This window comes from Psychrobacter fulvigenes (assembly GCF_904846155.1).
In the GTDB taxonomy this organism is placed as follows: Bacteria; Pseudomonadota; Gammaproteobacteria; order Pseudomonadales; family Moraxellaceae; genus Psychrobacter; species Psychrobacter fulvigenes.
Map to the genome: position 1 here is coordinate 978,189 of NZ_CAJGZP010000001.1, position 23,140 is coordinate 1,001,328.

The 23,140-nt window shown below is 43.4% G+C and carries 20 protein-coding genes and 1 pseudogene; 10 read left to right on the forward strand and 11 right to left on the reverse strand.

Annotated elements, in window-relative coordinates:
• Positions 1–111 precede the first annotated feature (111 nt).
• A complete protein-coding gene (locus JMX03_RS04345) occupies positions 112–1,500 on the forward strand; it encodes an NAD-dependent succinate-semialdehyde dehydrogenase (protein WP_201594739.1) in 1,389 nt (462 codons plus the stop codon).
• A 238-nt stretch (positions 1,501–1,738) separates the two neighbouring features.
• On the opposite strand, the gene purN is transcribed toward JMX03_RS04345, so the two are convergent.
• Positions 1,739–2,452: a phosphoribosylglycinamide formyltransferase gene (gene purN, locus JMX03_RS04350; protein WP_201594741.1), complete on the reverse strand. Its 714-nt coding sequence runs from the start codon at positions 2,450–2,452 to the stop codon at positions 1,739–1,741.
• Positions 2,452–3,513, reverse strand: coding sequence for a phosphoribosylformylglycinamidine cyclo-ligase (gene purM / locus JMX03_RS04355; RefSeq protein ID WP_201594743.1), 1,062 nt, complete (start codon positions 3,511–3,513; stop codon positions 2,452–2,454). The genes purN and purM overlap by 1 nt, the downstream gene beginning before the upstream one ends.
• A gap of 393 nt (positions 3,514–3,906) precedes the next feature.
• On the opposite strand from purM, the gene JMX03_RS04360 reads away from it, so the two are divergent.
• The 3 genes from JMX03_RS04360 (at position 3,907) to JMX03_RS04370 (ending at position 6,928) form a co-directional block, all read left to right on the forward strand.
• Positions 3,907–5,013 carry an AI-2E family transporter gene (locus JMX03_RS04360; RefSeq protein ID WP_201594746.1) on the forward strand — a complete coding sequence of 369 codons (1,107 nt, stop codon included), beginning with the start codon at positions 3,907–3,909 and terminating at the stop codon, positions 5,011–5,013.
• Positions 5,014–5,317: 304 nt separating this feature from the next.
• Entirely contained in the window at positions 5,318–6,121 is an 804-nt protein-coding gene (hda, locus tag JMX03_RS04365) for a DnaA regulatory inactivator Hda (RefSeq protein ID WP_201594748.1), read from the forward strand.
• A gap of 126 nt (positions 6,122–6,247) precedes the next feature.
• Positions 6,248–6,928: a DUF2057 family protein gene (locus tag JMX03_RS04370; protein ID WP_201594749.1), complete on the forward strand. Its 681-nt coding sequence runs from the start codon at positions 6,248–6,250 to the stop codon at positions 6,926–6,928.
• Positions 6,929–7,011: 83 nt separating this feature from the next.
• On the opposite strand, the gene JMX03_RS04375 is transcribed toward JMX03_RS04370, so the two are convergent.
• Positions 7,012–7,497 carry a Dps family protein gene (locus tag JMX03_RS04375; RefSeq protein WP_201575223.1) on the reverse strand — a complete coding sequence of 162 codons (486 nt, stop codon included), beginning with the start codon at positions 7,495–7,497 and terminating at the stop codon, positions 7,012–7,014.
• A gap of 386 nt (positions 7,498–7,883) precedes the next feature.
• Positions 7,884–8,543, reverse strand: coding sequence for a YcxB family protein (locus tag JMX03_RS04380; RefSeq protein ID WP_201594751.1), 660 nt, complete (start codon positions 8,541–8,543; stop codon positions 7,884–7,886).
• Between the two features lie 445 nt (positions 8,544–8,988).
• On the opposite strand from JMX03_RS04380, the gene serS reads away from it, so the two are divergent.
• The 3 genes from serS to JMX03_RS04395 all read left to right on the forward strand — a co-directional run bounded on the left by serS (position 8,989) and on the right by JMX03_RS04395 (position 13,662).
• The gene (gene serS / locus JMX03_RS04385; RefSeq protein WP_201594753.1) at positions 8,989–10,275 is read left to right on the forward strand and encodes a serine--tRNA ligase; all 1,287 of its coding nucleotides are present in this window, start codon (positions 8,989–8,991) and stop codon (positions 10,273–10,275) included.
• Positions 10,276–10,690: 415 nt separating this feature from the next.
• Positions 10,691–12,688 carry a transketolase gene (tkt, locus tag JMX03_RS04390; protein ID WP_201594755.1) on the forward strand — a complete coding sequence of 666 codons (1,998 nt, stop codon included), beginning with the start codon at positions 10,691–10,693 and terminating at the stop codon, positions 12,686–12,688.
• Between the two features lie 272 nt (positions 12,689–12,960).
• Positions 12,961–13,662, forward strand: a complete 702-nt coding sequence (locus JMX03_RS04395; RefSeq protein ID WP_455233740.1) for an IS256 family transposase, variant Zn-binding type — start codon at positions 12,961–12,963, stop codon at positions 13,660–13,662.
• Between the two features lie 26 nt (positions 13,663–13,688).
• Here the strand turns inward: JMX03_RS04395 and JMX03_RS04400 are convergent, their stop codons facing one another.
• The gene (locus tag JMX03_RS04400; protein WP_201594757.1) at positions 13,689–14,570 is read right to left on the reverse strand and encodes an IS982 family transposase; all 882 of its coding nucleotides are present in this window, start codon (positions 14,568–14,570) and stop codon (positions 13,689–13,691) included.
• Between the two features lie 622 nt (positions 14,571–15,192).
• Between JMX03_RS04400 and JMX03_RS04405 the strand changes: the two genes are divergently transcribed.
• Positions 15,193–15,582 (forward strand): hypothetical protein, encoded by a 390-nt coding sequence (locus tag JMX03_RS04405; RefSeq protein ID WP_201594760.1) that lies wholly within the window; start codon positions 15,193–15,195, stop codon positions 15,580–15,582.
• 67 nt (positions 15,583–15,649) lie between these two features.
• Here JMX03_RS04405 and JMX03_RS04410 read toward each other — a convergent pair whose 3' ends face one another.
• From JMX03_RS04410 to JMX03_RS04425, 4 genes are all read right to left on the reverse strand, one after another.
• Positions 15,650–16,864, reverse strand: coding sequence for an IS256 family transposase (locus JMX03_RS04410; RefSeq protein WP_201594761.1), 1,215 nt, complete (start codon positions 16,862–16,864; stop codon positions 15,650–15,652).
• A gap of 144 nt (positions 16,865–17,008) precedes the next feature.
• Entirely contained in the window at positions 17,009–18,226 is a 1,218-nt protein-coding gene (locus JMX03_RS04415) for an alpha-hydroxy-acid oxidizing protein (RefSeq protein WP_201594763.1), read from the reverse strand.
• The gene (locus tag JMX03_RS04420) at positions 18,227–18,733 is read right to left on the reverse strand and encodes an IS630 family transposase (protein WP_201594765.1); all 507 of its coding nucleotides are present in this window, start codon (positions 18,731–18,733) and stop codon (positions 18,227–18,229) included.
• 44 nt (positions 18,734–18,777) lie between these two features.
• Positions 18,778–19,263: a winged helix-turn-helix domain-containing protein gene (locus JMX03_RS04425; protein WP_201594188.1), complete on the reverse strand. Its 486-nt coding sequence runs from the start codon at positions 19,261–19,263 to the stop codon at positions 18,778–18,780.
• Between the two features lie 417 nt (positions 19,264–19,680).
• Between JMX03_RS04425 and JMX03_RS04430 the strand changes: the two genes are divergently transcribed.
• Entirely contained in the window at positions 19,681–20,391 is a 711-nt protein-coding gene (locus JMX03_RS04430; protein ID WP_201594766.1) for a pirin family protein, read from the forward strand.
• Positions 20,392–20,662: 271 nt separating this feature from the next.
• On the forward strand, positions 20,663–20,848 hold the full coding sequence (locus JMX03_RS15300; protein ID WP_227695906.1) for a DUF2798 domain-containing protein: 186 nt from the start codon (positions 20,663–20,665) through the stop codon (positions 20,846–20,848).
• A gap of 71 nt (positions 20,849–20,919) precedes the next feature.
• Here the strand turns inward: JMX03_RS15300 and JMX03_RS04440 are convergent.
• Positions 20,920–22,550: pseudogene (locus JMX03_RS04440) on the reverse strand (GMC family oxidoreductase).
• Between the two features lie 109 nt (positions 22,551–22,659).
• Positions 22,660–22,992 (reverse strand): DUF779 domain-containing protein, encoded by a 333-nt coding sequence (locus tag JMX03_RS04445; RefSeq protein ID WP_068408108.1) that lies wholly within the window; start codon positions 22,990–22,992, stop codon positions 22,660–22,662.
• Positions 22,993–23,140 lie beyond the last annotated feature (148 nt).

A 23,140-nucleotide genomic window follows, 5' to 3' on the forward strand; every position in this document is an offset into this window, starting at 1 on the left:
AGTGCGCATTTTGTTATGCTTAAAGGACATAGAGAAACAATGAACATCAAGAAGAAGACACGTCCTAATCAAACCAATTCAAAAATACTCTAATAAATAAGGATAATAATCATGGCAGATATTACTACTGTGAACCCAGCGACGGGTAAAGACATTAAAGATTATAGCTATATGAGTGATGATGAGGTCAACAAAATCATTGACGCATCGCATAAAGCGTTTTCGGAGTGGCGTTTGGTCAGTTCAGAAGAACGCGCTAAAGTCATCAATTCTATCGGCGATACGCTGATGAAATACAAAGATGAGCTCGCAAAGCTAATGACTGAGGAGCGTGGTAAAACGCTAGAGGCAAGTTTAGAAGAAGTTGACTTGTGTAAAGCCATTTGTGATTTCACCGCTGGTGAAGGCGTTGCAGCACTGGCGCAAGATGAGCGCGATATTGAAGGCATCAAAAAAGGGTTAGTACGCTATGACCCCATTGGTATCATCTATGGTATCCAGCCATGGAACTTCCCAGCTTATCAAGTGTTCCGCTATACCATTGCAAACTTGATGGCAGGTAACAGTATTTTACTTAAGCACGCCTCGAACGTCACAGGCTCAGGCTTGCTGATTGAAAAAATCATGCATGAGTCTGACTTACCGAACGATTTATTCCGTGCTCTAATCATCAGTCATGCTCAGTCTGAGCAGGTGATTGAACATGAAAAAGTACGCGGTGTAACGCTGACAGGTAGTGATGTGGCCGGTAGAGTAGTGGCACAGCAAGCAGCCAAAGTGCTGAAAAAGACGGTCATGGAGCTTGGCTCTAACGATGCTTTTATCGTATTAGAAGACGCAGACCTAGACTTAGCAGCCACAACTTGTGCGCATGCTCGCCTATACAATAACGGTGAGACTTGTATCGCTGCCAAACGCTTCGTGGTAGTAGATAGTGTCTATGATAAGTTCCGTGATTTAGTAATTGAGAAGTTCAAAGAATATAAAGTAGGCGATCCGATGGATGACTCTACTGATGTAGGCCCTATGTCGAGTAGTAAGCAGCGTGATAACTTGCATGAGCAAGTTCAAGAGAGTGTGAGCAAAGGCGCAACGATTACGCTCGGTGGTGAAATCCCTGATAAGGCTGGTGCTTTTTATCCACCAACCATCTTGGAGAATATCAAGCCAGATCAGCCAGCGTATAAAGATGAGTTATTTGGTCCAGTTGCTTCTTTAATTCGTGCCAAAGATCAAGAAGATGCATTCCGTATCGCCAATGACAGCCGTTATGGACTGGGCGGTGCTATCTTCTCCAAAGACGAAGACAAAGCCATCAGTTTGGCTCAAGAGCACTTCGATACAGGGATGGTCTACATTAATGGTTATAACTTAGTTCATCCAGCATTGCCATTTGGTGGTGTCAAAGATTCGGGTTATGGCCGTGAACATGGCGGCTTTGGTATCAAGGAGTTTGTTAATATCAAAGCAGTACACGTCGTAGGTAAAAAACCTGCTTAACTTCTACAACTATCTGTAACGTTTATAGTCATCTATAAATGCAAAAACACCCCGTTGCTAAGCAGCGGGGTGTTTTTATTGGTAGGTCATTATAAAAAACATACCCTTTAACAAAAACATACCCTTTAACTTAGTATAAACCGTCGTAGGTTGGTGCTTTTAGCCCAACATTTTGCTGTCGCAAATATTTAAGCTGGACTAAAAGTATCAGCCTACAATAAGCTTTCACTCAATCACATCAGTCATTTAACCAAAGCTTTAAAGGAAGGGCGGGTAAGTTGGCAGACTTGGTGTCATCATTTTGAGTGGTTAGCTGATTGATATTCAATATACCCTTTGCGATAAGCATAATAGTCCATGGTAGCAGTTGATGCTCACCCTTTTGTACACGTACTTGCAGGCTGTCCGCTGTATCTTTATGGTTGATTTCTAATAAAGCTTGGGTCAAAACAGCACCCGCATCGAGCTCAGCTGTGACCACATGAATGCTACAGCCATGGTGACGCTCACCTGCTTGGATGGCACGCTGATGAGTATCCAGACCTTTATAGACAGGTAGTAATGAAGGGTGCAGGTTAATCATCGGTGCTGGCGCATTGTCGATGAATCCAGCGCTGAGTACACGCATAAAACCAGCGAGCACAATTAGATCAGGCTGCCATACCGTCAATTGGTCATTAGCGTGGCTTTCGAAGGTTTTGATACCCATGCGTTTGCCATTAGCAACGTGTGACAACACCGCTATTGGAATATTGGCATCTTGCGCACGTGTGATGGCATAAGCATCCTCACGATTACTAATGACGCCGACTATCTCAATCGGTAGCGAACCTGCTTGCATCGCATCTATCAGTACTTGTAGATTACTACCACTACCTGACACCAATACCGCAATGCGTAAAGGTTTATTGGCTTGGCGCATAGTATCATCTGATAGTGTTGATACGGACATTAACGGTACACCACAGCATCCGCCTGGTCATCAGTGCTGCGCTTGACCATCTCACCCAGTTGCCATGCTGTCTCGCCAGCATCGTTCAAAGTGTTGATGGCTGCTTCAGCTTTGTCTTTTGGCACAACGATGACAAAACCAACGCCACAGTTAAAGGTACGGTACATCTCGCTTTGGCTGATATTACCTTGGGTTTGTAGCCAAGTGAATAGCTCTGAGAACTGCCAGCTGTTGGTATCGATGCTAGCAGCTAGATTATCTGGTAATACACGTGGTAAGTTATCCGTTAAGCCACCACCAGTGATATGTGACATAGCATGCAGGGCGGAATTACCAAGGGTGTCTTGCAGGGCTTTGATAGCTTTTACATAGATACGAGTAGGCGCCATCAGCGCGTCTTGGATAGATTGCCCGTCTAGTTGCTCATCGCTATTAGTAACGTCAATACCGCTGACTTCGATGACTTTACGTACTAGTGAATAGCCGTTTGAATGTGCACCACTTGAAGCAAGCGCAATGAGCACATCACCTTCTGCGACATTTTCACCAGTGATAACTTCCGCTTCTTCGACCACGCCCACACAAAATCCAGCTAGATCATAATCATCGTCTTGATACATGCCTGGCATTTCAGCAGTTTCACCGCCGATAAGTGCACAATTGGCTTGTTTACAGCCTTCGCCAATACCAGTCACGACAGTCGCCGCCACATCAACATCAAGCTTGCCCGTTGCATAATAATCTAAAAAGAATAATGGCTCGGCACCGCAAACCAATAAATCGTTGACACACATGGCGACCAAATCAATACCGATAGTATCATGACGATTCAGCTGCAAGGCCAGTTTGAGCTTGGTGCCCACGCCGTCAGTGCCAGAGACAAGTAGAGGAGAGGTGTAACCTGTTGGAATGCGGCATAATGCGCCAAACCCACCAAGCCCACCCACAACTTCAGGACGAGTAGTGGCTTTTGCTACGGATTTTATCCGCTGAACCAGCGCGTCGCCTGCATCAATATCAACACCGGCATCTTTGTAGCTTAAAGAAGGCTTATCACTCATGGTTATCTCACAATTGGGGTTAAATAATTCGAACGAACAGTCGAAATCGATAAATAGAATCAGAGAAGTAAGGTTTGAAGACAGTGGGCGCATTATACCCAAAAATAGCCCTTACTCGCAAAGCAACTTGCCAATAATCAGTGAATATTAATCATAAGCGCCAAATAAAGAGCTAAGAAACAAAAAATGACGGATTTTTCATCTTACTCTGCGATAATAAAGAGCTTAAATCACAGCTTCTAAAGTTACAGTTATTTAAGCTATGGTCTATAGGCAGTTGTTATGTCATAGTTTACGATAAGGCTATCGTATAAATAGCTATGGTAAATTGCTTATTATATAAAAATAAAACCAATCATCATCTAAATCAGTTTACTAGTAGGAATCCACTTAATGATTAACCAACCGATAGATCCTTTTTTTCGGCGTTTGTTTTTCGTCACTGTTCTTATAGTGTCTCTAGTTTTGCTGCATTTGATGATGCCAGTTATCATTCCGTTTGTTATTGCTTTCGTATTGGCTTACCTGTTTAATCCATTGGTGAAGCGTTTATCAAAATATATCAAACGTTGGATGGCGATTATCGTTGTTTATGCAACGCTAACGCTCGGTATGGTATTGCTGCTATGGTGGTTGGTACCTACGTTGTGGCATCAGTTGCAAGCAGCTTGGGAATATCTACCGAAGATTTTGAACTGGTATAATCAGGTGGTACGTGAGTGGTTTGTAAACAATAGCCGTATTCGTTTGCCAGAATTGGAGGCTAAAGGGTTTTCAGAAACGCTGGTAGAATATATGCAGACGCATTACAAATTTGCTGATGCGAGCAGTCTAATGAGTCAAATACTTGCCTCAAGTATGAAGTTCATCAACAATGCGGGATTAATCGTGTTGGTACCGATTTTGACTTTTTATTTTTTATTCAACTGGGACAGTCGCTTGCAAACATGGGAGAAGGCACTTCCAGCTGCTTATTCTAAAAAAATTATACGCATTGCTAAAGACAGCGATCAAGCACTGATGGCCTTTATCAAAGGTCAATTATTGGTGATGGTGTTATTAGGAGCGATTTATGCAGTACAGCTGCAGCTCATCGGTCTCGAGCTTGGGCTTATCATTGGTATGGTGGCAGGGATTGCCAGCTTCGTGCCTTATCTGGGCTTTGGTATCGGCTTTGTCGCAGCGATTATTGCATGTCTCTTCCAGTTTGGTTTGAACTGGACATATTTATCATTAATCGTTGGGGCATTTTTGGTTGGACAAGCCGCAGAGGGTTATATCCTGCAGCCACTGTTATTAGGTGATAAGATTGGGTTGTCACCGCTGTGGGTAATCTTTGCAGTATTGGCAGGTGCCAGCTTATTAGGTTTCGTTGGCATGCTCATTGCGCTGCCTGTGGCTGCAGTACTGAATGTATTATTCCATCATTTGTATGACTACTATATTAGTACCGACTTTTATCAAGGCCGCAAACAGTTTGATTTATTTGAAAAAAAATAAATATTTAGTGAATAGTGCAGCGAGTAAAGGAAGAATACAGCAAGTAAAGATAAGCTAAATGGTGTCAATATTTGCCCTGTACGATAGTGAGCAGTCACTTATGATAAGATATTAACGGTAAAAGACTTGTCAGTCATTTTGCAAGTATGGTATATATAGGCGCAGTGTTTGTTATGCTAGCAACCATAGTTAAAGAAGTTTTAATTTACAGGATGCAAGCTTTAAGCGTACCAAAAAACAGTTTGGCTTTTTTATTTCATTGTATTACTTATCTATTGTATTACGCGAACCGAGTTGATGATTCATGGCAGAAGCGCAGCTAAGTCTCAATCTGGACATCAAGCATGATGCGAGTCTCAGTGACTTTTCTGGTCCAGGTTGGATGTCGATTATTGATGCAGTGCGGCAATTACATGTCGGCCTGATTCGTCAACTGTACCTATTTGGTAGCCCTGCTACTGGCAAATCTCACCTTTTATCTGCTATTTGCGAATCGTTTCTGGATATGGATAAGTCGGCGATTTGTCTGTCACTCAACGAGCTTATACATACTGATGTCAATGTATTGTCTTCTTTAGAGAACTTCGATGTCATTGCTATTGATGATATAGAAGTTCTCGAGCATAGTACCGAGTGGCAAGTAGCTTTGTTTCACCTGATTAATCGTAGCCGTGAAGGTCAGCGTCAATTGATATTTGCAGCCAATAAGCCTGCTGGTGAGCTGCCGTTTCAGCTAACAGATTTACTGAGCCGTTTGTCACAAGCACCTGCTTTTAAAGTGCCCAATGGTCATGATTTGGCTGACCGCCAAGCATTACTGCAGTCTATATTACGTCGGCGTGGTTGGCAGTTTGATGAACGTATTATCGATCATTTACTCAATGATGGTCCGCATCGTATAGGGGCAATGATGGAAGTGCTGAATTATATCCAGCCAATGTTTTCTAACCTTGGACGTAGTAATATATCTAAGGCTGTTATCAGTGATGCACTGCGTACTATCGATGAGCAGACACTTGTCGCTGAACTTGCTGATATCAATCAGGAAACACAAAATGATAATAAAATAGACAGTCAGGATAATCACACGATGTCGTTAGATTTTTAAGCGCTTTGTGCGTCAGCACAAAAGCTTTAGAGGCAGCATCTAAAATTTTTCTCGCCAAACTTTCTTAATATAGAGCCATCAATACAAAGACATAGACTCTTAACATATACATAGATAGGATATCTTATGAAAACATCTGCCTCTTTGCTCAAAAAGCTAACCATTAGTACGCTATTAATTGGCGCAAGCTCAGTATCCATGCTCTCTCATGCAGCAGTCACGCTGCTAGTGGATGACAATATTAAAGTGACCGCGATTAATGGTCAGGAGCTCAAGCAAAGCGTCTTTCAGCCATTGACCAAAGAGTTTACTTTGCAGCCAGGTAAGCATGTCATTACTGCTAAATACGACCGTCTATATAACTTGCGCCGTGATGAACATGATTATCTGCGCTCAGGAAATGTTAGTGTCGCGGCAGAAATGATGGACAATCAAACATATCGCTTAACGATGCCTAACCAACCAGAAGACTATGCGGCAGCGAAAGAGTATGCAGAAAAGCCAACTCTAGCTGTACAGCAAGGTAATACAGTTATTGCAAGCCAGCAAAGTGTCTCTAGCGGTGGCGGACTGTTTTCAGGATTAGGTAATGCGCTCGGCGGTGTGTTCAGTGGCGGCGGTGATGCTCAGCTCCAAAACCAACGTGCTATCGCTGCCTTAGATCAGCCATCTACCACCAATCAGACAGTGGTGACACAGACTTCTAGTACAGTAACTTCTGCGAGCACATTGGATCAGTTTATGCAGCTATGGCTCAAAGCGACTCCTACCGAACGCGAAAAAATTCGTCAGTGGATTCAACAGTAAGCGATAAAACGATTAAGCAATAAAAAAGCACCTTAAAGGTGCTTTTTTATTTGATAGAGATAAATTTGTTAGTCTAGAGACTATTAACCCAAAAAGGCATTGTACATCCAAACCAGCTTTTCTTGCTGCTGTACATAATCGTCAACTAGGTCAGCAGTACCTTGGTCTTCTGCTTTTTCTGCCAACGCTGACACTTCACGCTGCTCTTCAATCAGAGCTTGCAGGCCGCTAACCGCACCTTTCATACAAGCGTTGCCATCTTTGACATTTTTATCTTCTTTAATACTGGCATGTTGTGCAAAGTCACTGTAAGCATGTAAAGGAGTGCCACCTAACGTCAAGATACGCTCAGCGATTTCATCAATCTCTACTTGTAGATTGGTATATAGCTCTTCAAACTGTTGATGTAGTGAGAAGAAGTGCTCACCTTTTACGTTCCAGTGATAACCACGTACGTTGATATAGAATATGTGATAGCTTGATAATAGGCTATTCAATTTAGTGATTACTTCACCCATATCTGCTTTTTCTAGTCCGATTTGATTAGTAGCATTATCAGTATTACTCATAAAATTATCCTTATAGTTTGAGTGTTGTTATAAAGTATTAAATAATTGAGGCTAGAAGTGTAGCAAGTGAAAAACCTCATTGCTATGCTCGTTAATATATTGCAGCTTTTGAACATTATAAAGTAACAATGTAAATAAATAACAAGGTAGACAAGAGCTGGTTTCTGAGTTAACAAAAACAATTATTAAGTCGAGCTTTATTCGATCAGGATTTACTTACCTGAGTTGAATCTTCTTAAGCCTCTTTTCCAATACTTAGTAGTATAGTAAAGCACCATGTATAAGTTAATTTTGATAAATATAAGAGTATGATTTGTTTTTTTAACTAACACTCATCGGGCTACTTCTTTTGTGCTCACTGGACTATAAAAAGCACTCACCACGTTTTATGCAGGTGGCTGCAACTTCTCAGGGTTTAGACCTTTAACAGGAATGACTTCCAGTAAGTGCTGACGAACGGTATCAAGCGGAAATTTTTGTGCTTTTAAGCGCTTAGGTATGATCTGGCTGCCTTGTTGACCCTTCATTTCAAACATCATAAAGATATAATCGTCAGTTTCATCCCAGCTCTTGATGGCACTCCATGGAACGACCGCTTGTTGTGTCGAGCCTGCGCGCATCTGCATACCGCGCATTTGCGGGTTTTGCATAAGATCTGGTTGGTTGACGGGCATTGCCATGACCAAGCCGTGCTTTTGTACACCAAGTTTCATCTGACGCATCTCGTCTGGCATTTGTTGCTCAGCGACTTGCTTATCAAACTCTCTTTTGACATACCATTTAAAGCCAAGAGTACGAACTAAAAGGTAAATCACGACTGCTGCTAGCATCACCCAAAAAATAATTGTTGAGTAGCCTGAGACAAAGACCAGTCCTGCAATCGCGAGCGCCACGACTACAGCCATAATGATCCACTCTTTCATCTTGATGCCAGATAGACCAAAAGAGGGGCTAGCACTGGCAAATAGCTCATATTGTGCTTGGTGAAATTCGGCCTCGGTTAGATTTAAGGCAATCGGTTGTAAGGTATAAGGGTACAAGGCCATAAAGGTTTCTCAGATACTCAGTTAAAAAGCGCCAGACGTGATGAGTGATGTCACGTCTAACTAGAAGTGGATTAAAAGATATGCGCTTATCTTACCGAAAAGTGCTCCTAAATGAAACACATAACCATCGTTGTTGGTTTATTCGTTTTTTATTTGCAGCAGTCGCAAATATAATGAAACTAAAGCGTATCAGCACGCGACCAACTATGTGAGCAATAAGGTATTAAAAGCCAGAGTCTCAAAAACTGTGCCATCAACGCGTGAAAACCCATTCAAAACATGGTCAAAACGGCTGGGTCTTGGTATCATAGCAGCTAAAATATCCTTGTATGATCAGCCTAAAATCAAGACCCAGCTGTACAATTGAACTGTGCACGATTGTCTTGTTACATTGCTATTGTCTTTTTAACCTTCTTATTCACTTTCAGCCCTACAGGCCAATACTATGATCGATCCAAAACTATTACGTGGTGACTTAAGCGAATTACAGCAGCAATTGGCCACTCGTGGCTACGAGCTTGATATGAGTTTTTGGCAAACCATCGAAAATGAGCGTAAATCGTTACAAGTGAAAACGGAAGAGCTGCAAGCGCGTCGTAATGCTGGCGCAAAACAAGTGGGCGCGCTAAAAAAATCGGGCGAAGATGCAAGTGCGCTGCTCAGCGAGATGCAAAGCGTCAGCGGTGAGATAAAAGCGGCTGAAGACGAGCTGCGCACCTTACAAGAGCGGATTACCCAAGCCGCCTTACAAATTCCGAATTTACCAGCAGCAGGTACACCAGTCGGTAATTCTGAGGACGATAACTTAGAAGTACGCAAATGGGGCACATTGCGTGAGTTTGATTTTGAGATCAAAGACCATACTCATATTGGTGAGACTTTGGGTATGCTTGATTTTGAAGCAGCCGCGAAGATTACGGGTAGTCGTTTCAATGTTTTAAAAGGCCAGCTTGCGCAGCTGCATCGTGCATTGATTCAATTTATGCTAAATACTCATACCATCAAGTACGGTTATACCGAAACTTATGTGCCTTATATTGTTAATAGTGAAAGCCTAAAAGGCACCGGTCAGTTACCTAAGTTTGAAGATGATTTGTTTAAACTCACCAACCACACTCATAATGATGGCACCGACTTTTATTTGATTCCAACGGCGGAAGTGCCAATGACCAACTTGGTACGCGGCGAGCGTTTGGATATCAAAGAGCTGCCACTAAAGTTCACCGCGCATACGCCATGCTTCCGTAGTGAGGCAGGCTCGCACGGTCGTGATACTCGTGGTCTGATCCGTCAGCATCAATTCGAAAAAGTTGAGATGGTCAATATTGCCAGTGCTGAGCAATCAGATGAGCTGCTTGAGGCGATGACTGGACAAGCAGAAGACATCTTGCAGCAGCTAAATCTGCCGTACCGTGTGGTACAGCTCTGCACGGGTGATATGGGCTTTAGCGCGCAAAAAACCTATGACATCGAAGTTTGGTTACCGAGCCAAGATACCTATCGTGAAATCTCAAGCTGCTCTAACTGTGGCGACTTCCAAGCACGCCGTATGGGTACGCGAGTCAAAGACGGCAAGCAAACCAGTCTGGCACATACGTTAAATGGTTCAGGTCTAGCGGTAGGGCGTACCTTACTTGCGGTGATGGAAAACCATCAAAACGCTGATGGTAGTATCACCATTCCAGAAGTATTGCGTCCGTTTATGGGCGGTGTTAAAACTATTTTAGCTTAATATAGTCGATGCATTCTAAAAAGAACATAGCGCTACTGGGATGCTTTCTTTTAAAATACAGTTGCGCAGCCTCTGGGAACGCAGCACGCAAGTAAAATTTATACCAGTAGCGCGTTTAAATATATATAACAGTTTTATTGTCAATTGAATGATAAGCAAGCTGTTAATTTTGTCGCATTGCTTGGCACATAGTTTGTCGATGGGTTGTCGTTTGACAAAACCGATATGAGTCATTATTAAATGCAAACAGTCATTACAATGCATTTTTGGCTTGATTCATGGCAAATATGTTAATATTGCACTTTAATTTTATAGCCTATCCATTAAGAGTGTTTATCGCGCTTTTAATGGATTATCCTCTGAGTAAACTCTCCTCTTATCAGCCAAACCTCTCATTTGAATATTAGGACACTCTATGTCAGCTCCAATTAGTGAACGTAAATTAGCCAATGCCATCCGTGTACTGTCGTTTGATGCGGTACAAAAAGCCAACTCTGGACATCCAGGTGCGCCGATGGGAATGGCCGATATTGCCGAAGTTTTGTGGCGTAAGTTTTTGAAGCACAATCCAGCTGACCCTAACTGGCACAACCGTGACCGCTTTGTGTTATCGAACGGTCATGGCTCGATGCTTATCTATTCATTACTCCATTTATCTGGCTATGATGTCAGCATCGATGATTTAAAAGGCTTCCGTCAACTGCATTCAAAGACCCCAGGCCATCCAGAGCTTGGCTATACGCCAGGTGTTGAGACGACCACCGGGCCACTAGGTCAAGGTATCGCCAATGCGGTTGGTTTTGCTATCGCTGAGAAGACCTTAGCCGCACAGTTCAACCGTGACGGACATAACATCGTCGACCACCATACTTATGCGTTTTTGGGTGACGGTTGTCTGATGGAAGGTATCAGCCATGAAGTTTGCTCACTGGCTGGCACGCTAGAGCTTGGTAAATTAGTATTCTTCTATGATGATAACGGTATCTCCATCGATGGTGATGTCGAAGGTTGGTTCACTGATGACACTGGGGCACGCTTTGAAGCTTATGGCTGGCAAGTCATCAAAGTCGATGGCCATGACGCTGATGCTATCACGCAAGCCACTGAGCAAGCGCTCAAAGAGACCACTAAGCCAAGCTTAATCATCTGCAAAACTATCATCGGTGTCGGTAGCCCAAATAAGCAAGGCTTAGCGGCTAGCCATGGTGCCCCGTTAGGTGATGATGAAATCGCTCTGACTCGTGATGCCTTATCTTGGAAGCATGCACCGTTTGAATTAGATGATGAAATCTATGAAGCGTGGGATGCTAAAGCCAAAGGCGATGTACAACAAAAGAACTGGGATGCCGACTTTGAAGCTTATAAAAATGCCTATCCAGAATTGGCAAGTGAGCTACTACGCCGCTTAAATGGCGAATTGCCAGCGGATTTTGACAAGCAAGCAAAGGACTATATCCAACAAACTCAAGAGCAGGGTGGTGATGTTGCCAGCCGTAAAGCCAGTCAAAACGCGATTAACACGCTACAGCCATTATTGCCTGAATTATTGGGCGGTTCAGCAGATCTCGCTGGCTCCAACCTCACACTATTTAAAGATGCGAAAGGCATTGAGACTGATAGCGATGGCAACTATATCTATTACGGAGTGCGCGAGTTCGGCATGACGGCGATTGCCAATGGTATCGCGCTACATGGCGGCTTTATCCCTTACGTGGCGACGTTCCTGATGTTTATGGAATACGCGCGTAACGCCGTGCGTATGGGCGCCTTGATGAAGCAGCGCATCATCCACGTCTACACCCATGACTCTATCGGTCTGGGTGAAGATGGCCCAACGCATCAGCCAGTTGAGCAATTGACTAGCCTGCGTACCACGCCAAATCTACGTACATGGCGTCCTTGTGACGCGACCGAATCTGCTACTGCTTGGGTAGAAGCGATTAAGTCAGAAAATAATCCATCCGCGCTCATCTTTAGCCGTCAAAGCTTGCCACACCAGCAGCGTGACAGCGAGCAAGTCGCTAATATCACCAAAGGTGGTTATGTACTAGCCAATGAGCAAGGCGAGCTAAAAGCCATCATCATTGCGACCGGTTCAGAAGTTGGCTTAGCTATGGAAGCGTATGCAACGTTGAGCGAAAATGGCGTTGGCGTCCGTGTGGTATCTATGCCCTGTGCCGAGATTTTCATGGAGCAAGACGCCAGCTATCGTGAAACGGTATTGCCGGCCAATACCCGTGCTCGCGTCGCTGTCGAAGCCGCGCATGTGGACTACTGGTATAAGTTCGTTGGTCTCGATGGCAAAGTCATCGGCATGACCACTTATGGCGAGTCCGCGCCTGCAAGCGACTTGTATAAAGAGTTTGGTATTACTACTGAGGCTGTGGTTGATGCGGTAAATAGCTTGGTTTAAAAAGTGTTGTAGGCTGCGGCTTTAGCCCAGCGCTTAGCTATAATTTATAGTTGAGTTAATCATATTGTACTAAGAAGAGCTGCTGGAGTAATCTGGCAGCTCTTTTTTTGATCTGCAAAAGGACTAAACCAAGCAACCTGTAGATTGGCAAAGTAGTCTTATTGGTGCAATGGGCGCACCTTACAACTCTTTCATATTATGTACATATACGCCCAATTAGGTGTAATGGACAAAATTCATGCTGGTGTAGGGTCTAACGCTATATACTGTCTATATTTGCAAGGAATCAACGCTATGAATCAAAAAACTGCCCTTTTTGTAGTAATAAACACACTAAAAAGAATGGACGCAAACTAGGCAAACAACAGTACCAATGCCTATCTTGCAAACGGCAGTTTTTAGGGGGCACAAGACTCAATAACCAAATGCTTTGGACTGAATATACGCAAGGGAAACAGACGTATAAACAACTGGCTGACAAGTACCACTGTAGTCTTAAAACCATTCAAAGACGCTTAGACAAAGTGAGTATTGAGTACCAAATCAAACGACCTAAGCGTGCTAATATCATCATGGACACGACCTATTTTGGCCGTGGGTTTGGTCTCATGGTATTTATGGACAACGCCACTAGAATGGTTCTCCATTACGCTATAGTCAGTCATGAAACCAATAGTGCCTATAAGCAAGGGGTTGATTACTTAAAGGTGCTAGGCATTGATATACAAAGCATCACCTGTGATGCTAGACGAGGACTTAGAACGCTATTTACCAGTACTCCTTGTCAGATGTGCCAGTTTCATCAGATACAAATAGTGACTCGCTACCTGACTCGTCGCCCTAAGAATATCGCTAGCATTGAGCTTAGGCAGCTTACTTTGACCCTAACACAGCTTGATAAAGCCGCGTTCATAAAGTGCTTAGATCACTGGTACCTGACTTACGAAGCCTATCTCAACCCCAGTTCGGGATAAGCCACATTGTAACTCATTGATACTATTTACAATGTTGCTACCTGTCCCTGCTGAGGCATATTTTTGATGGTGGGTTTATAGGGAAACCAGCAATAAGCAATTAAACCTGACAGCAAGTTTGTGATAAACCCCGTGACACTACGATGGCGTGAGTGTTCGATTTGGCACAAGTTTTTAAGCTCTCCAAACACCGTTTCAACCAAAGAGCGATGATTGAGTAGTGCCTCATCCATAGGCTCAAGTAATTGGGGTTTCATATTACGCCGAAGTTTGGTTATCAACGTGGTATCACTGTGTTTTGTGAGCCACTCGTTTAGGGCTTTACTGATATAGCCTCTATCCCCAAACACCTTGCCAAACACAGGCGTTGCCATATCCTTAACAGGCACTCTGTCATCCGTATTACCCGCAGTGACTTTAACAGATACAAGCTCGCCCTTATGATTGATAATGGCGTGCAGCTTAAAGCCATAGAACCAGCCCATGCTGCTTTTGCCTCGGGTTGCAAGTCCCTTAAAGACTTTATGACGGTAGATACGCTTGTTATGACAAACTGCTATCTTGGTTGAATCAATATAGCTGATACCCGTACAGTCGCCCATCATGCTTTGCAAGTAGCTGCACAGTGGCATGATACTGCGCGGCACAAGCTCTATAAATCGCGAGTAGCTCGGCAGATTTGGAAACTCCCGTTTCATCATGCCAAGCATATGGTGGTAGTAAAACGCCTTAAACTGTCGATACCGCAGTTGATGAAACAGTACCAAGATGGTCATAATCTCTGCTACACTTATCTGGCATGCTCTTAACCTTTGGTGTCCCGTTGCGATTAAATGAGCGTCAAACTCAGGTTTGAATTGCTGATAAAAGTCGTCAATATGGCAGTATAGTTCGGTTAGGTTGTCCATGTAAGAAGTCCTTTTTGCTTAAGTGGTCTTGGTAAACTTACTTTAGCAACTTCGGACTTCTTTTTTTATCTTTTTTTTGAGCCCTTATCCCGAACTGGGGTTATCTCAGTGAACGTAGTACCAATGAGGATACGGGTAGAACTTGGTACACGCATAAGCGTCTTAGAAGTGCTTATCGTAGCCTGCGAACCAACAGTGATTGGTTGTTTACTTATCAAGAATATGAGCACTTAGATATACCAAATACAACCAATACGCTTGAAGGTTTATTTAGTAAGCTCAAGCGGCAATTACACAGTCATCATGGCTTAAATGAGCACCGTAAGTTACGGTTTATTAAAGACTTTTTACTCTCAAAGTCACGCAAATAGCATGAATTATGTCCATTAGCGACTACCTTCTACTTTTTAGCATGAATTTTGTCCATTACACCCCCAATTAGGTGTTTAAAGTATCAGTTAGCGTTGCATTTTGTGTACTAATCTAAAGAAAGCGTTCTTTGAGGTGTATATTTGTATTGACACATTGACTAAGTAAATTTGGATTGATATGTTATCTGTACAAGGATACTAATTTAGTATCACGACATTCCACACAATAATAGGATATAGGGTCATATAATATGTCAAATAAGCCTTTGAATAACGATGAGATAGATAACATTCCATTGAGCAAGAAGGAACAAAAAAAGCAAGACAAGATAGATGCTGAGCGTAAAAAAGAACAAGATAAGATAGAGAAAGAGCGTCAAAAAGAGCAAGATAAAATAGATAAGAAGATTCAGAAAGAGCAAGACAAGATAGATAAGAAGCATCAAAAAGAGCTAGACAAGGTAGAGAAAAAACGTCAGAAAGAGCTGGATAAAATAGACAAAAAGATGCAAAAAATGCTGGATCAGATAAATCAAAAAGCTCAGAACAAGCAAGATAAAATAGATACTATGGTTCAGAAAAGAAGATATAAGAAAAAAGGTAAGGTTGATAAACAACAAGATAAGAAATGGCAGTTCTAAAACCTCTAACAAATAACAAACTGTGAGCCAAAAAAGGAGCCCATCCCAGATTCTGTGTAACTGCCCTTTAGATTAAATGCTTACTAATACGGTCATCAAACATAATCATAAAGCGATTCAAAGCAGACGTCCAGTTACGGATTGGCATCGACCACTTTTTGGATGCCTGCTGAGTTGCTAAGTACACCACCTTGAATGCTGCCTGATCGGAGGGAAACACCTTACGCTTATTCATCGCTGTCCGAATTACGCTGTTTAGCGACTCTATCGCATTGGTGGTGTAAATGACTTTTCTGATGTCTTTAGGGTACTCAAAGAACGCCGTTAAGCCCTCCCAGTTATTGCGCCACGACTTAACTACGTGCGGGTACTGTGTACCCCAAGTCTCATCGAACCTCTCAAGGTTAGCTTGTGCAAGCTCTATAGTATTAGCATCGTAGATGGCTTTTAAATCAGCGGCTACCGCCCTTTTATCCGTCCACGGTACGAACTTCATTGAATAGCGCACCATATGCACGATACACAGCTGAACCTTGGCTTTGGGGTAAACGGTGTTGATGGCATCAGGAAAGCCCTTTAGACCGTCAACACAAGCGATTAAGATGTCTTGTACCCCACGGTTTTGTAGCTCAGTGAGAACGCCTAGCCAGAACTTAGCGCCTTCATTCTCTGAGAGCCACATGCCAAGCAGCTCTTTTTTACCATCAAGTCCCACACCCAGCGCCAAATAGATCGCCTTGTTGATGATCTGCTTGTCTTGACGTATCTTCACAACGATGCAGTCCAAATAGACGATAGGATAGACACTGCTCAGCGGACGGTTCTGCCAAGCGGTGATGTCCTCTAATATGTTGTCCGTGACTCTTGAAACCAAGCTGCTTGAAATGTCAACATCGTAGAGCTTTTTGATACTCTCTACAATCTCGGTGGTGGTTTGACCTTTGGCGTAAAGGAATATGATCTTGTCATCAAGGCCACTAATACGGGTTTGATGCTTACGCACTAAGGCAGGTTCAAAAGCGCCATCACGGTCTCTTGGGGTGGATATCTCAAGATCGCCTGTGTCACTGCGGACGGTCTTTTTAGTGTGCCCGTTGCGCTTATTAGGTTTATCCGCCTTCTCATGTTTGGGATAGCCAAGATGGTCTTCCATCTCGGCTTCAAGAGCGGTGTCGATAAACGACTGCATGAGCTGCTTCTGAAAGTCTTTGATGTCATCGAAGCTTTTCATGCTACCAGCCATTTGCTCGGCCAGTTTCTTGATATCAGATTGGGTAGTCATTGCTTATTCTCCTGTTAGTGGATTATAAGCAGTTACACAGTTTTTAGGAAACTCCCAAAAAAAGAGCTGCTAGATTATTCTAGCAGCTCTTTTTTATCGTTTAGATTTGAGGGTTATTAAGTCAATTCAACTCTATAACATCGATTAACCATTGTAGGTGTCAAATTTTTCATTCTCACCCACGATATCGATATAGCTTGCATTTAAATCAGACAGCTTGGCCGCACCCGCTAACAACATGGTTGATTTCAGATCATTACTCAAGTGCTCAATAACCGACTGCACGCCTTGTGCGCCACCCAAACCCAAACCATACATCATCGGACGACCGACTGCTACGGCATCTGCGCCCATGGCAATCGCACGCACGATATCAATACCTCGGCGAATACCACCATCTAAGATAATGGGCACGCGATTATTGACTACTTTGACGATAGGTGGCAGTGCAGTGATACTGGCAGGTACGCCATCGATTTGACGACCGCCGTGGTTAGAAACCTGTATGGCATCAGCACCTGCACGGATAAATCTGTCGGCATCGTCTGGGCGAAGGATGCCTTTGACGATAACAGGCAAGCCCGTGAAGCGTTTGATAAATTGAATGTTTTCAGGGGTCAAAGAAGTCTTTTGATCAAAAAAGTTACCAAAGCCCCCTTTCTTAGGATCATGATTGGCGAAGTTTGCATCTGGGCGGAATGGACTGCCCATCGCTTTAAAATCTTCAGGCATACCAGGTCCTAAAGCATCAGCGGTTAGGATAATCGCTGTATAGCCCGCTTCTTTTGCACGAGTCAGTAGTGAGCGTGTTACCGCATCATCATTATTCCAATACAACTGAAACCACTTCGGGCCGCTAGTCGCTTTGGCAATTTCCTCAAGCGTGGTGTTTGATGCGCCTGATGAGCAATATAAAGTCTTGGCAAGACCAGCACCACGTGCAGTGTCTTTTTCGCCTTGCTCGTGCACCATCATGTGTGCTCCCATTGGCGCAACCATGATAGGTGAGGGCATATCTAGGCCTAACAAGCGCGTTTTGATATCGATATCATCATTAGACAAACCAACTAAGCGTTTGGCTGCGATACGATAATCATTAAATGCACGACGGTTTTCGCGCAATGTCCACTCATCACCTGCACCGCCTGATACAAACTCATAGCCTGCTTTTGGAATAGCGCCGCGCGCTTCGACTTCTAAGCGCTCGAGACTGATAATGTTAATTTTCTTTTCTGCGGTACTGGCGAGGTAGGGCGTTGGTGGTCTGGTGGCGTCGTTTGCCGCTGCAAACACTTGCGTGCTCATCAAGGGTAATGCACTAAGACCGATGCCAGCTGCGCCTAGTAATACCAAACCCAACAATTAAAGTTGCGCCCAGGTACGAGTAGTTAAAGACCGAATCCTTTGTGGCTGTTTAAGTAGATTATTCCAAGCCAAGCATGCGGCATCGACAATAGCCTCATAACTGTCATAACAACGGTTAGATAGCTCATTTTGCTTAAGGTACTGCCATACTCTCTCAGAGGGATTGAGCTCAGGTGAATAAGGCGCTAGTTTAAGCATAGTGACATTAGCCTGATTCAAGCTTGGTGGATGCCATAATGCGCCATCCATCACCACCACCGCATGACGTCCTTTTGGAACGGCTTTACTAATCTCTTGCATATGCAATAACATGGTGTGTTTATTAACGAAAGGCAGTACTAAGCCGACAGCCTTCTTTGTCGCTGGACAAAAGGCACCAAACAGATAAGCGGAATGAAACTGTTGCTGCTTGATCAGTCGAGGTCGGCCACCGCGGTAATGCCAAACTCTGGTCAATGAGCCTTGTTGTCCTATTCGAGTTTCATCTTGAAACCAGATGTCCACTTGATCTAGGCTCACATCAGTAGGCAGTGACGCCTTAACCTGTGCTATAAAGTTTTTTTAAAAGCGTCTTGAGCTTGTGGGTCGGCTTTTGGATGCTGACTACGAGCACTTATCCAACTCATATCAATACGCTTGAGTAGCTCGTAGATACCGTTAACGGTGTAGTGAGCGTTGTAGTGTTCTTTAGCCAATTGCTGAATGTCTTTGCCGGTTAGACGACCGCCAGCGCGCTTTTCTTGTTCAGAGACTATCATGGCTTTAAAAGCGGCTGTGTCTGCTTCTGCCAATTTGCTGCGACGACCTCGACGATGACGATCGTAGAGACTCTCAAGTCCTCGTTCATAATATCGCTTCAATGTCCGTCTGGCAGTTTCAGGATGTATGCAGAGGTCTTTGGCAATATCGTTGGTGGCTTTGCCTATACTATATTGGTATAAGATGAGCAGGCGTAGTCGGGCTCTGGGATTGCGCTCAGTCTTTGAGTGTTTGCCAAAGTCATGGTCTTCTAGGTTATGTATTGGTATAGTCATAAGTGGATTATACTATATATTTTGGGTTTGGTATAACTTACGTCTTGAGATAGTTTTTTTGGTTAACGTATCAGATGATGTCATTTTAATTCCTTAAATAGTTAATAATTAACGATAAGATAAATTAATAAAATGATATAAGCTTAGCCATGCTAGCGATCACTTAGACCATCATTAGTGAATTATAATAAATAATAGACGTAAATTATATATAAAATTTAAACAATAATAACAAGTTTATATTAAAGCTATCTATTCGCCTATAATATATTGTGCCGCAATAGTAATTTTTACTTCTGTTTTTCTAATGTTACTGTTTGTGGTCTGTTGATTAATGACACTGCTTATAGGCAGATACCAGCTGTATGGCAATATTACATTTAGATCAGAAATAAAGAGAAGACAAGTTTTAGTATTATGAAAACCATTCATCATCCAGCAAATGAACGCGGTGGCTCGCATCACGGTTGGCTCAGGAGCAAGCACACCTTTAGCTTTGCCGACTACTACGATCGCGCGCGGGTAGGGTTTGGAGTCCTCAAGGTGATTAATGATGATCATATAGAGGGTGGTCAAGGCTTAAGCTCACACTCACACCGTAATATGGAGATTATCAGTATCCCATTGTCAGGTACGTTGTTGCACAAAGACGATATGGGCAATGAAAGTCTCATCACTAGCGGTGAGATTCAGATTATGTCCGCAGGCACAGGAATCGTGCATTCTGAGATGAATGCCAGTTTGGATACACCTGTTAAGTTTCTACAAATATGGATTGAGCCCAATAAAAAGAATGTCACACCGCGCTATCAGCAGGTCAGCATCATTGACTTGCTAAACCAAAATGCGTTTAATCAAGTGCTATCCCCAAATGCAGATGACGCTGGCATGTGGATTCATCAAAACGCGTGGTTTAGTGTCGGCGAATTTGATCAAGGTGCGACCCAAACTTATACGCTCAACGATACTGATAATGGCGTTTACGTATTTGTCATTTCAGGCAGTGTGGTCATTGATGGTAAAGTCTTACAGTCGCGCGATGGATTGGGTATTACCGAGACTGATAAGTTTACAATGGACGTGATTGCCAATGCGCAAGTATTGGTGATGGAAGTACCAGTTGGGTGATGGTTGTCAGCAATTTCCAAAGTGTCGCGGTGTGGTGAATATCAATCAAAAATAGAACCCAATAAAGCATTGTCCTAAGTAATCAATCACTACGTTTGGTGATTGATTACTTAGGACAATGCTTTTTTGAAATTCAAAAACAGTATATAATTATATATAATGTTATTTATCGAATTTAGGGGGCTAGCAACATCAGCCTATTTTTATAATATTATATTTGATCTATAGGAAAGTCATGAATTTTAAATTTAGAGTCGTTAACACCGCCATAATGTCTACATTATTATCATTTCTGATGACGATGTTTATTACATTTATCAATTTAGGGTCGTCAGAGGACTTTTTTATAAACTTTCTCAATGCATGGAAAGTTGCTTTGCCAACAGCATTCGTCGCTGTCTTAATCATCGGTCAACCCGTGCAAAAGTTAACCAAGCGCATTTTAGAGCCACAATAAAAGGCTATTATAATAAACGCACTTAATGAATAGTCCATAGCAGATCTGTCATCCCAACTATTATTTTTGTGCTAACTTTGACCATGCTCAGCTTTAATCCTGTCAGCCATTTTTTCAGCGATCATAATAGTAGGTGCATTGGTATTGCCGCTGATTAAGGTTGGCATGACTGAGGCATCGATGACACGCAGTCCGCTTACACCGCGCACTTTTAACTCCAGATCTACGACCGAGCGATCATCTGAGCCCATGCGGCAAGTACCAACAGGGTGATAGATGGTATCTGATCTATTACGAATATAACCAAGCATGCCGTCTTTTTCAATATACGGAGCAGGGTAGTCTTCGGTGATGTATTTTGCGATTGGGGCTTCTTGCATGATCGCTCGGGTACGCTCTGCACCAGCCACCATGTATTCTACGTCTTTAGGGTGAGATAGGTAGTTTGGGTCAATCAGCACTGCGTCAGAAGGGTCAGCGGAGTTGAGTCTGACAGTGCCGCGACTTTCGGGCGCAGATAGCAGCTGTGACAAGAGATGGCGTAGCCGCGTTTGAGCTCACGACCATGATTCACCACTCGTGAGATGACAAAGTGTAGTTGGGTATTTGGCCACTCTTTTGGGGCGTCACCAACGCTAAAGAACGCACCAGCTTCGGCGTAGTTGGTAGATAGTAGCCCTGTGCCATCTTTTCTCCATTGGCGAATGCTTTTAGACAAGGTTGAGAGCGTTGCCATACCAATACCGATCACATCGGTAGTATTGACCTCGTAATCAAATACCACGTCTAAATGGTCTTGTAGATTACCGCCAACCTCGGGCGCATCGACCAATACATCGATACCGTGCGCCTGCAAGTGCTCGGCAGGACCAATACCAGATAGCATCAAAACTTTCGGCGAACCAAAAGCGCCACCTGACAAAATAATTTCCTGACGTGCCATTACTGTATGCTCGACGCCGTCTTTTTCATAAGCGACGCCAACGGCTTGTTTGTCTTCAAAGATGACACGGTTGGCTTGGGCGTGGGTGATAACGGTTAAATTTGGCCGACTTTTTTGTACGGGGTGTAAATAGGCGGCGGCCGCAGAGCAGCGTTGACCTTGTTTTTCACCATAAAAATGGGTGACTTGATATAGTCCTGCGCCGTCTTGTTTTTTACCATTAAAGTCTTGATTGTGCTCCAAGCCATTAGCGACAGCCGCTTCTACAAATGCTTTTGAGATTTCACGCGGGCTTAATAAATTACTGACGTGCAAAGGGCCGCTATCGCCATGCAGTTCATCCGCGCCGTGGACATTGTTTTCTGACTTGATGAAGTAGGGCAGGACATCATCAAATCCCCAACCTTCGCAGCCTTGCTCAACCCAGCGCTGATAATCAAGCGCGCTGCCGCGAGTATAAATCATCGCATTAATGGCTGATGAGCCACCCAAACACTGCCCACGAGGTTGGAAGCCGCGCCGGTTATTCAGATGCGCTTGCGGGGTAGTATGAAAGCACCAATTGTTCAATTTTAGCGGCTTGCCTGGGACTAGGAGAATCAAACCTGCAGGGACACGAACCGCAAGGTCTTTGCCTTCACCGCCGTATTCTAATAGGCAGACACTGATATCTGGATTTTCTGTCAGCCGGCTAGCGAGCACACAACCTGCAGAACCGCCACCAACGATGACGTAATCAAATTTTGCGTCAAATTCCATTTTTATATTCCTTATAGCTTCCATGCCAATCAAACTGGAGAGCTAGCTTTCCAGTATATAGGTGATTGATTAGTATAGACCTAACAGAATACTGACGCTAGGCATTCATTCAATCTTCAATGGCGCATATTTCAGAGCGCACAATAAAGCGTTTGCCTTCAGGTATTTCCAGTGAAAAGCTCGCACCGCGACCATCGACTACATCGATAGTTAAGTCAGTATGTTGCCAGAGTTTATACTGAGCTTTACCCATATAAAATGGACAGCCAGCAAGTTCACCGACGAGTACGTCTTGACCGCCAACTTTGAACTCACCCAGCGGATAACACATCGGTGAGCTGCCATCGCAGCAGCCGCCAGATTGATGGAACATCAGATCACCGTGTTTGGACTTTAATAACTCAATTAACGCAACGCAGGCTTCTGTCGCTTCAAGTTTCATATCGTGCTCCTTGTTTTTAAACTTTTACCCAAACTAATTGGTAAAAAATATAAAAGGTCGTATCATCTTCACTCACATCATTCATAGCATGTGGCTGAAAACGATACGACCTAGCGTTAGTGATTAAGTGATGTTTTGTGACTAAACG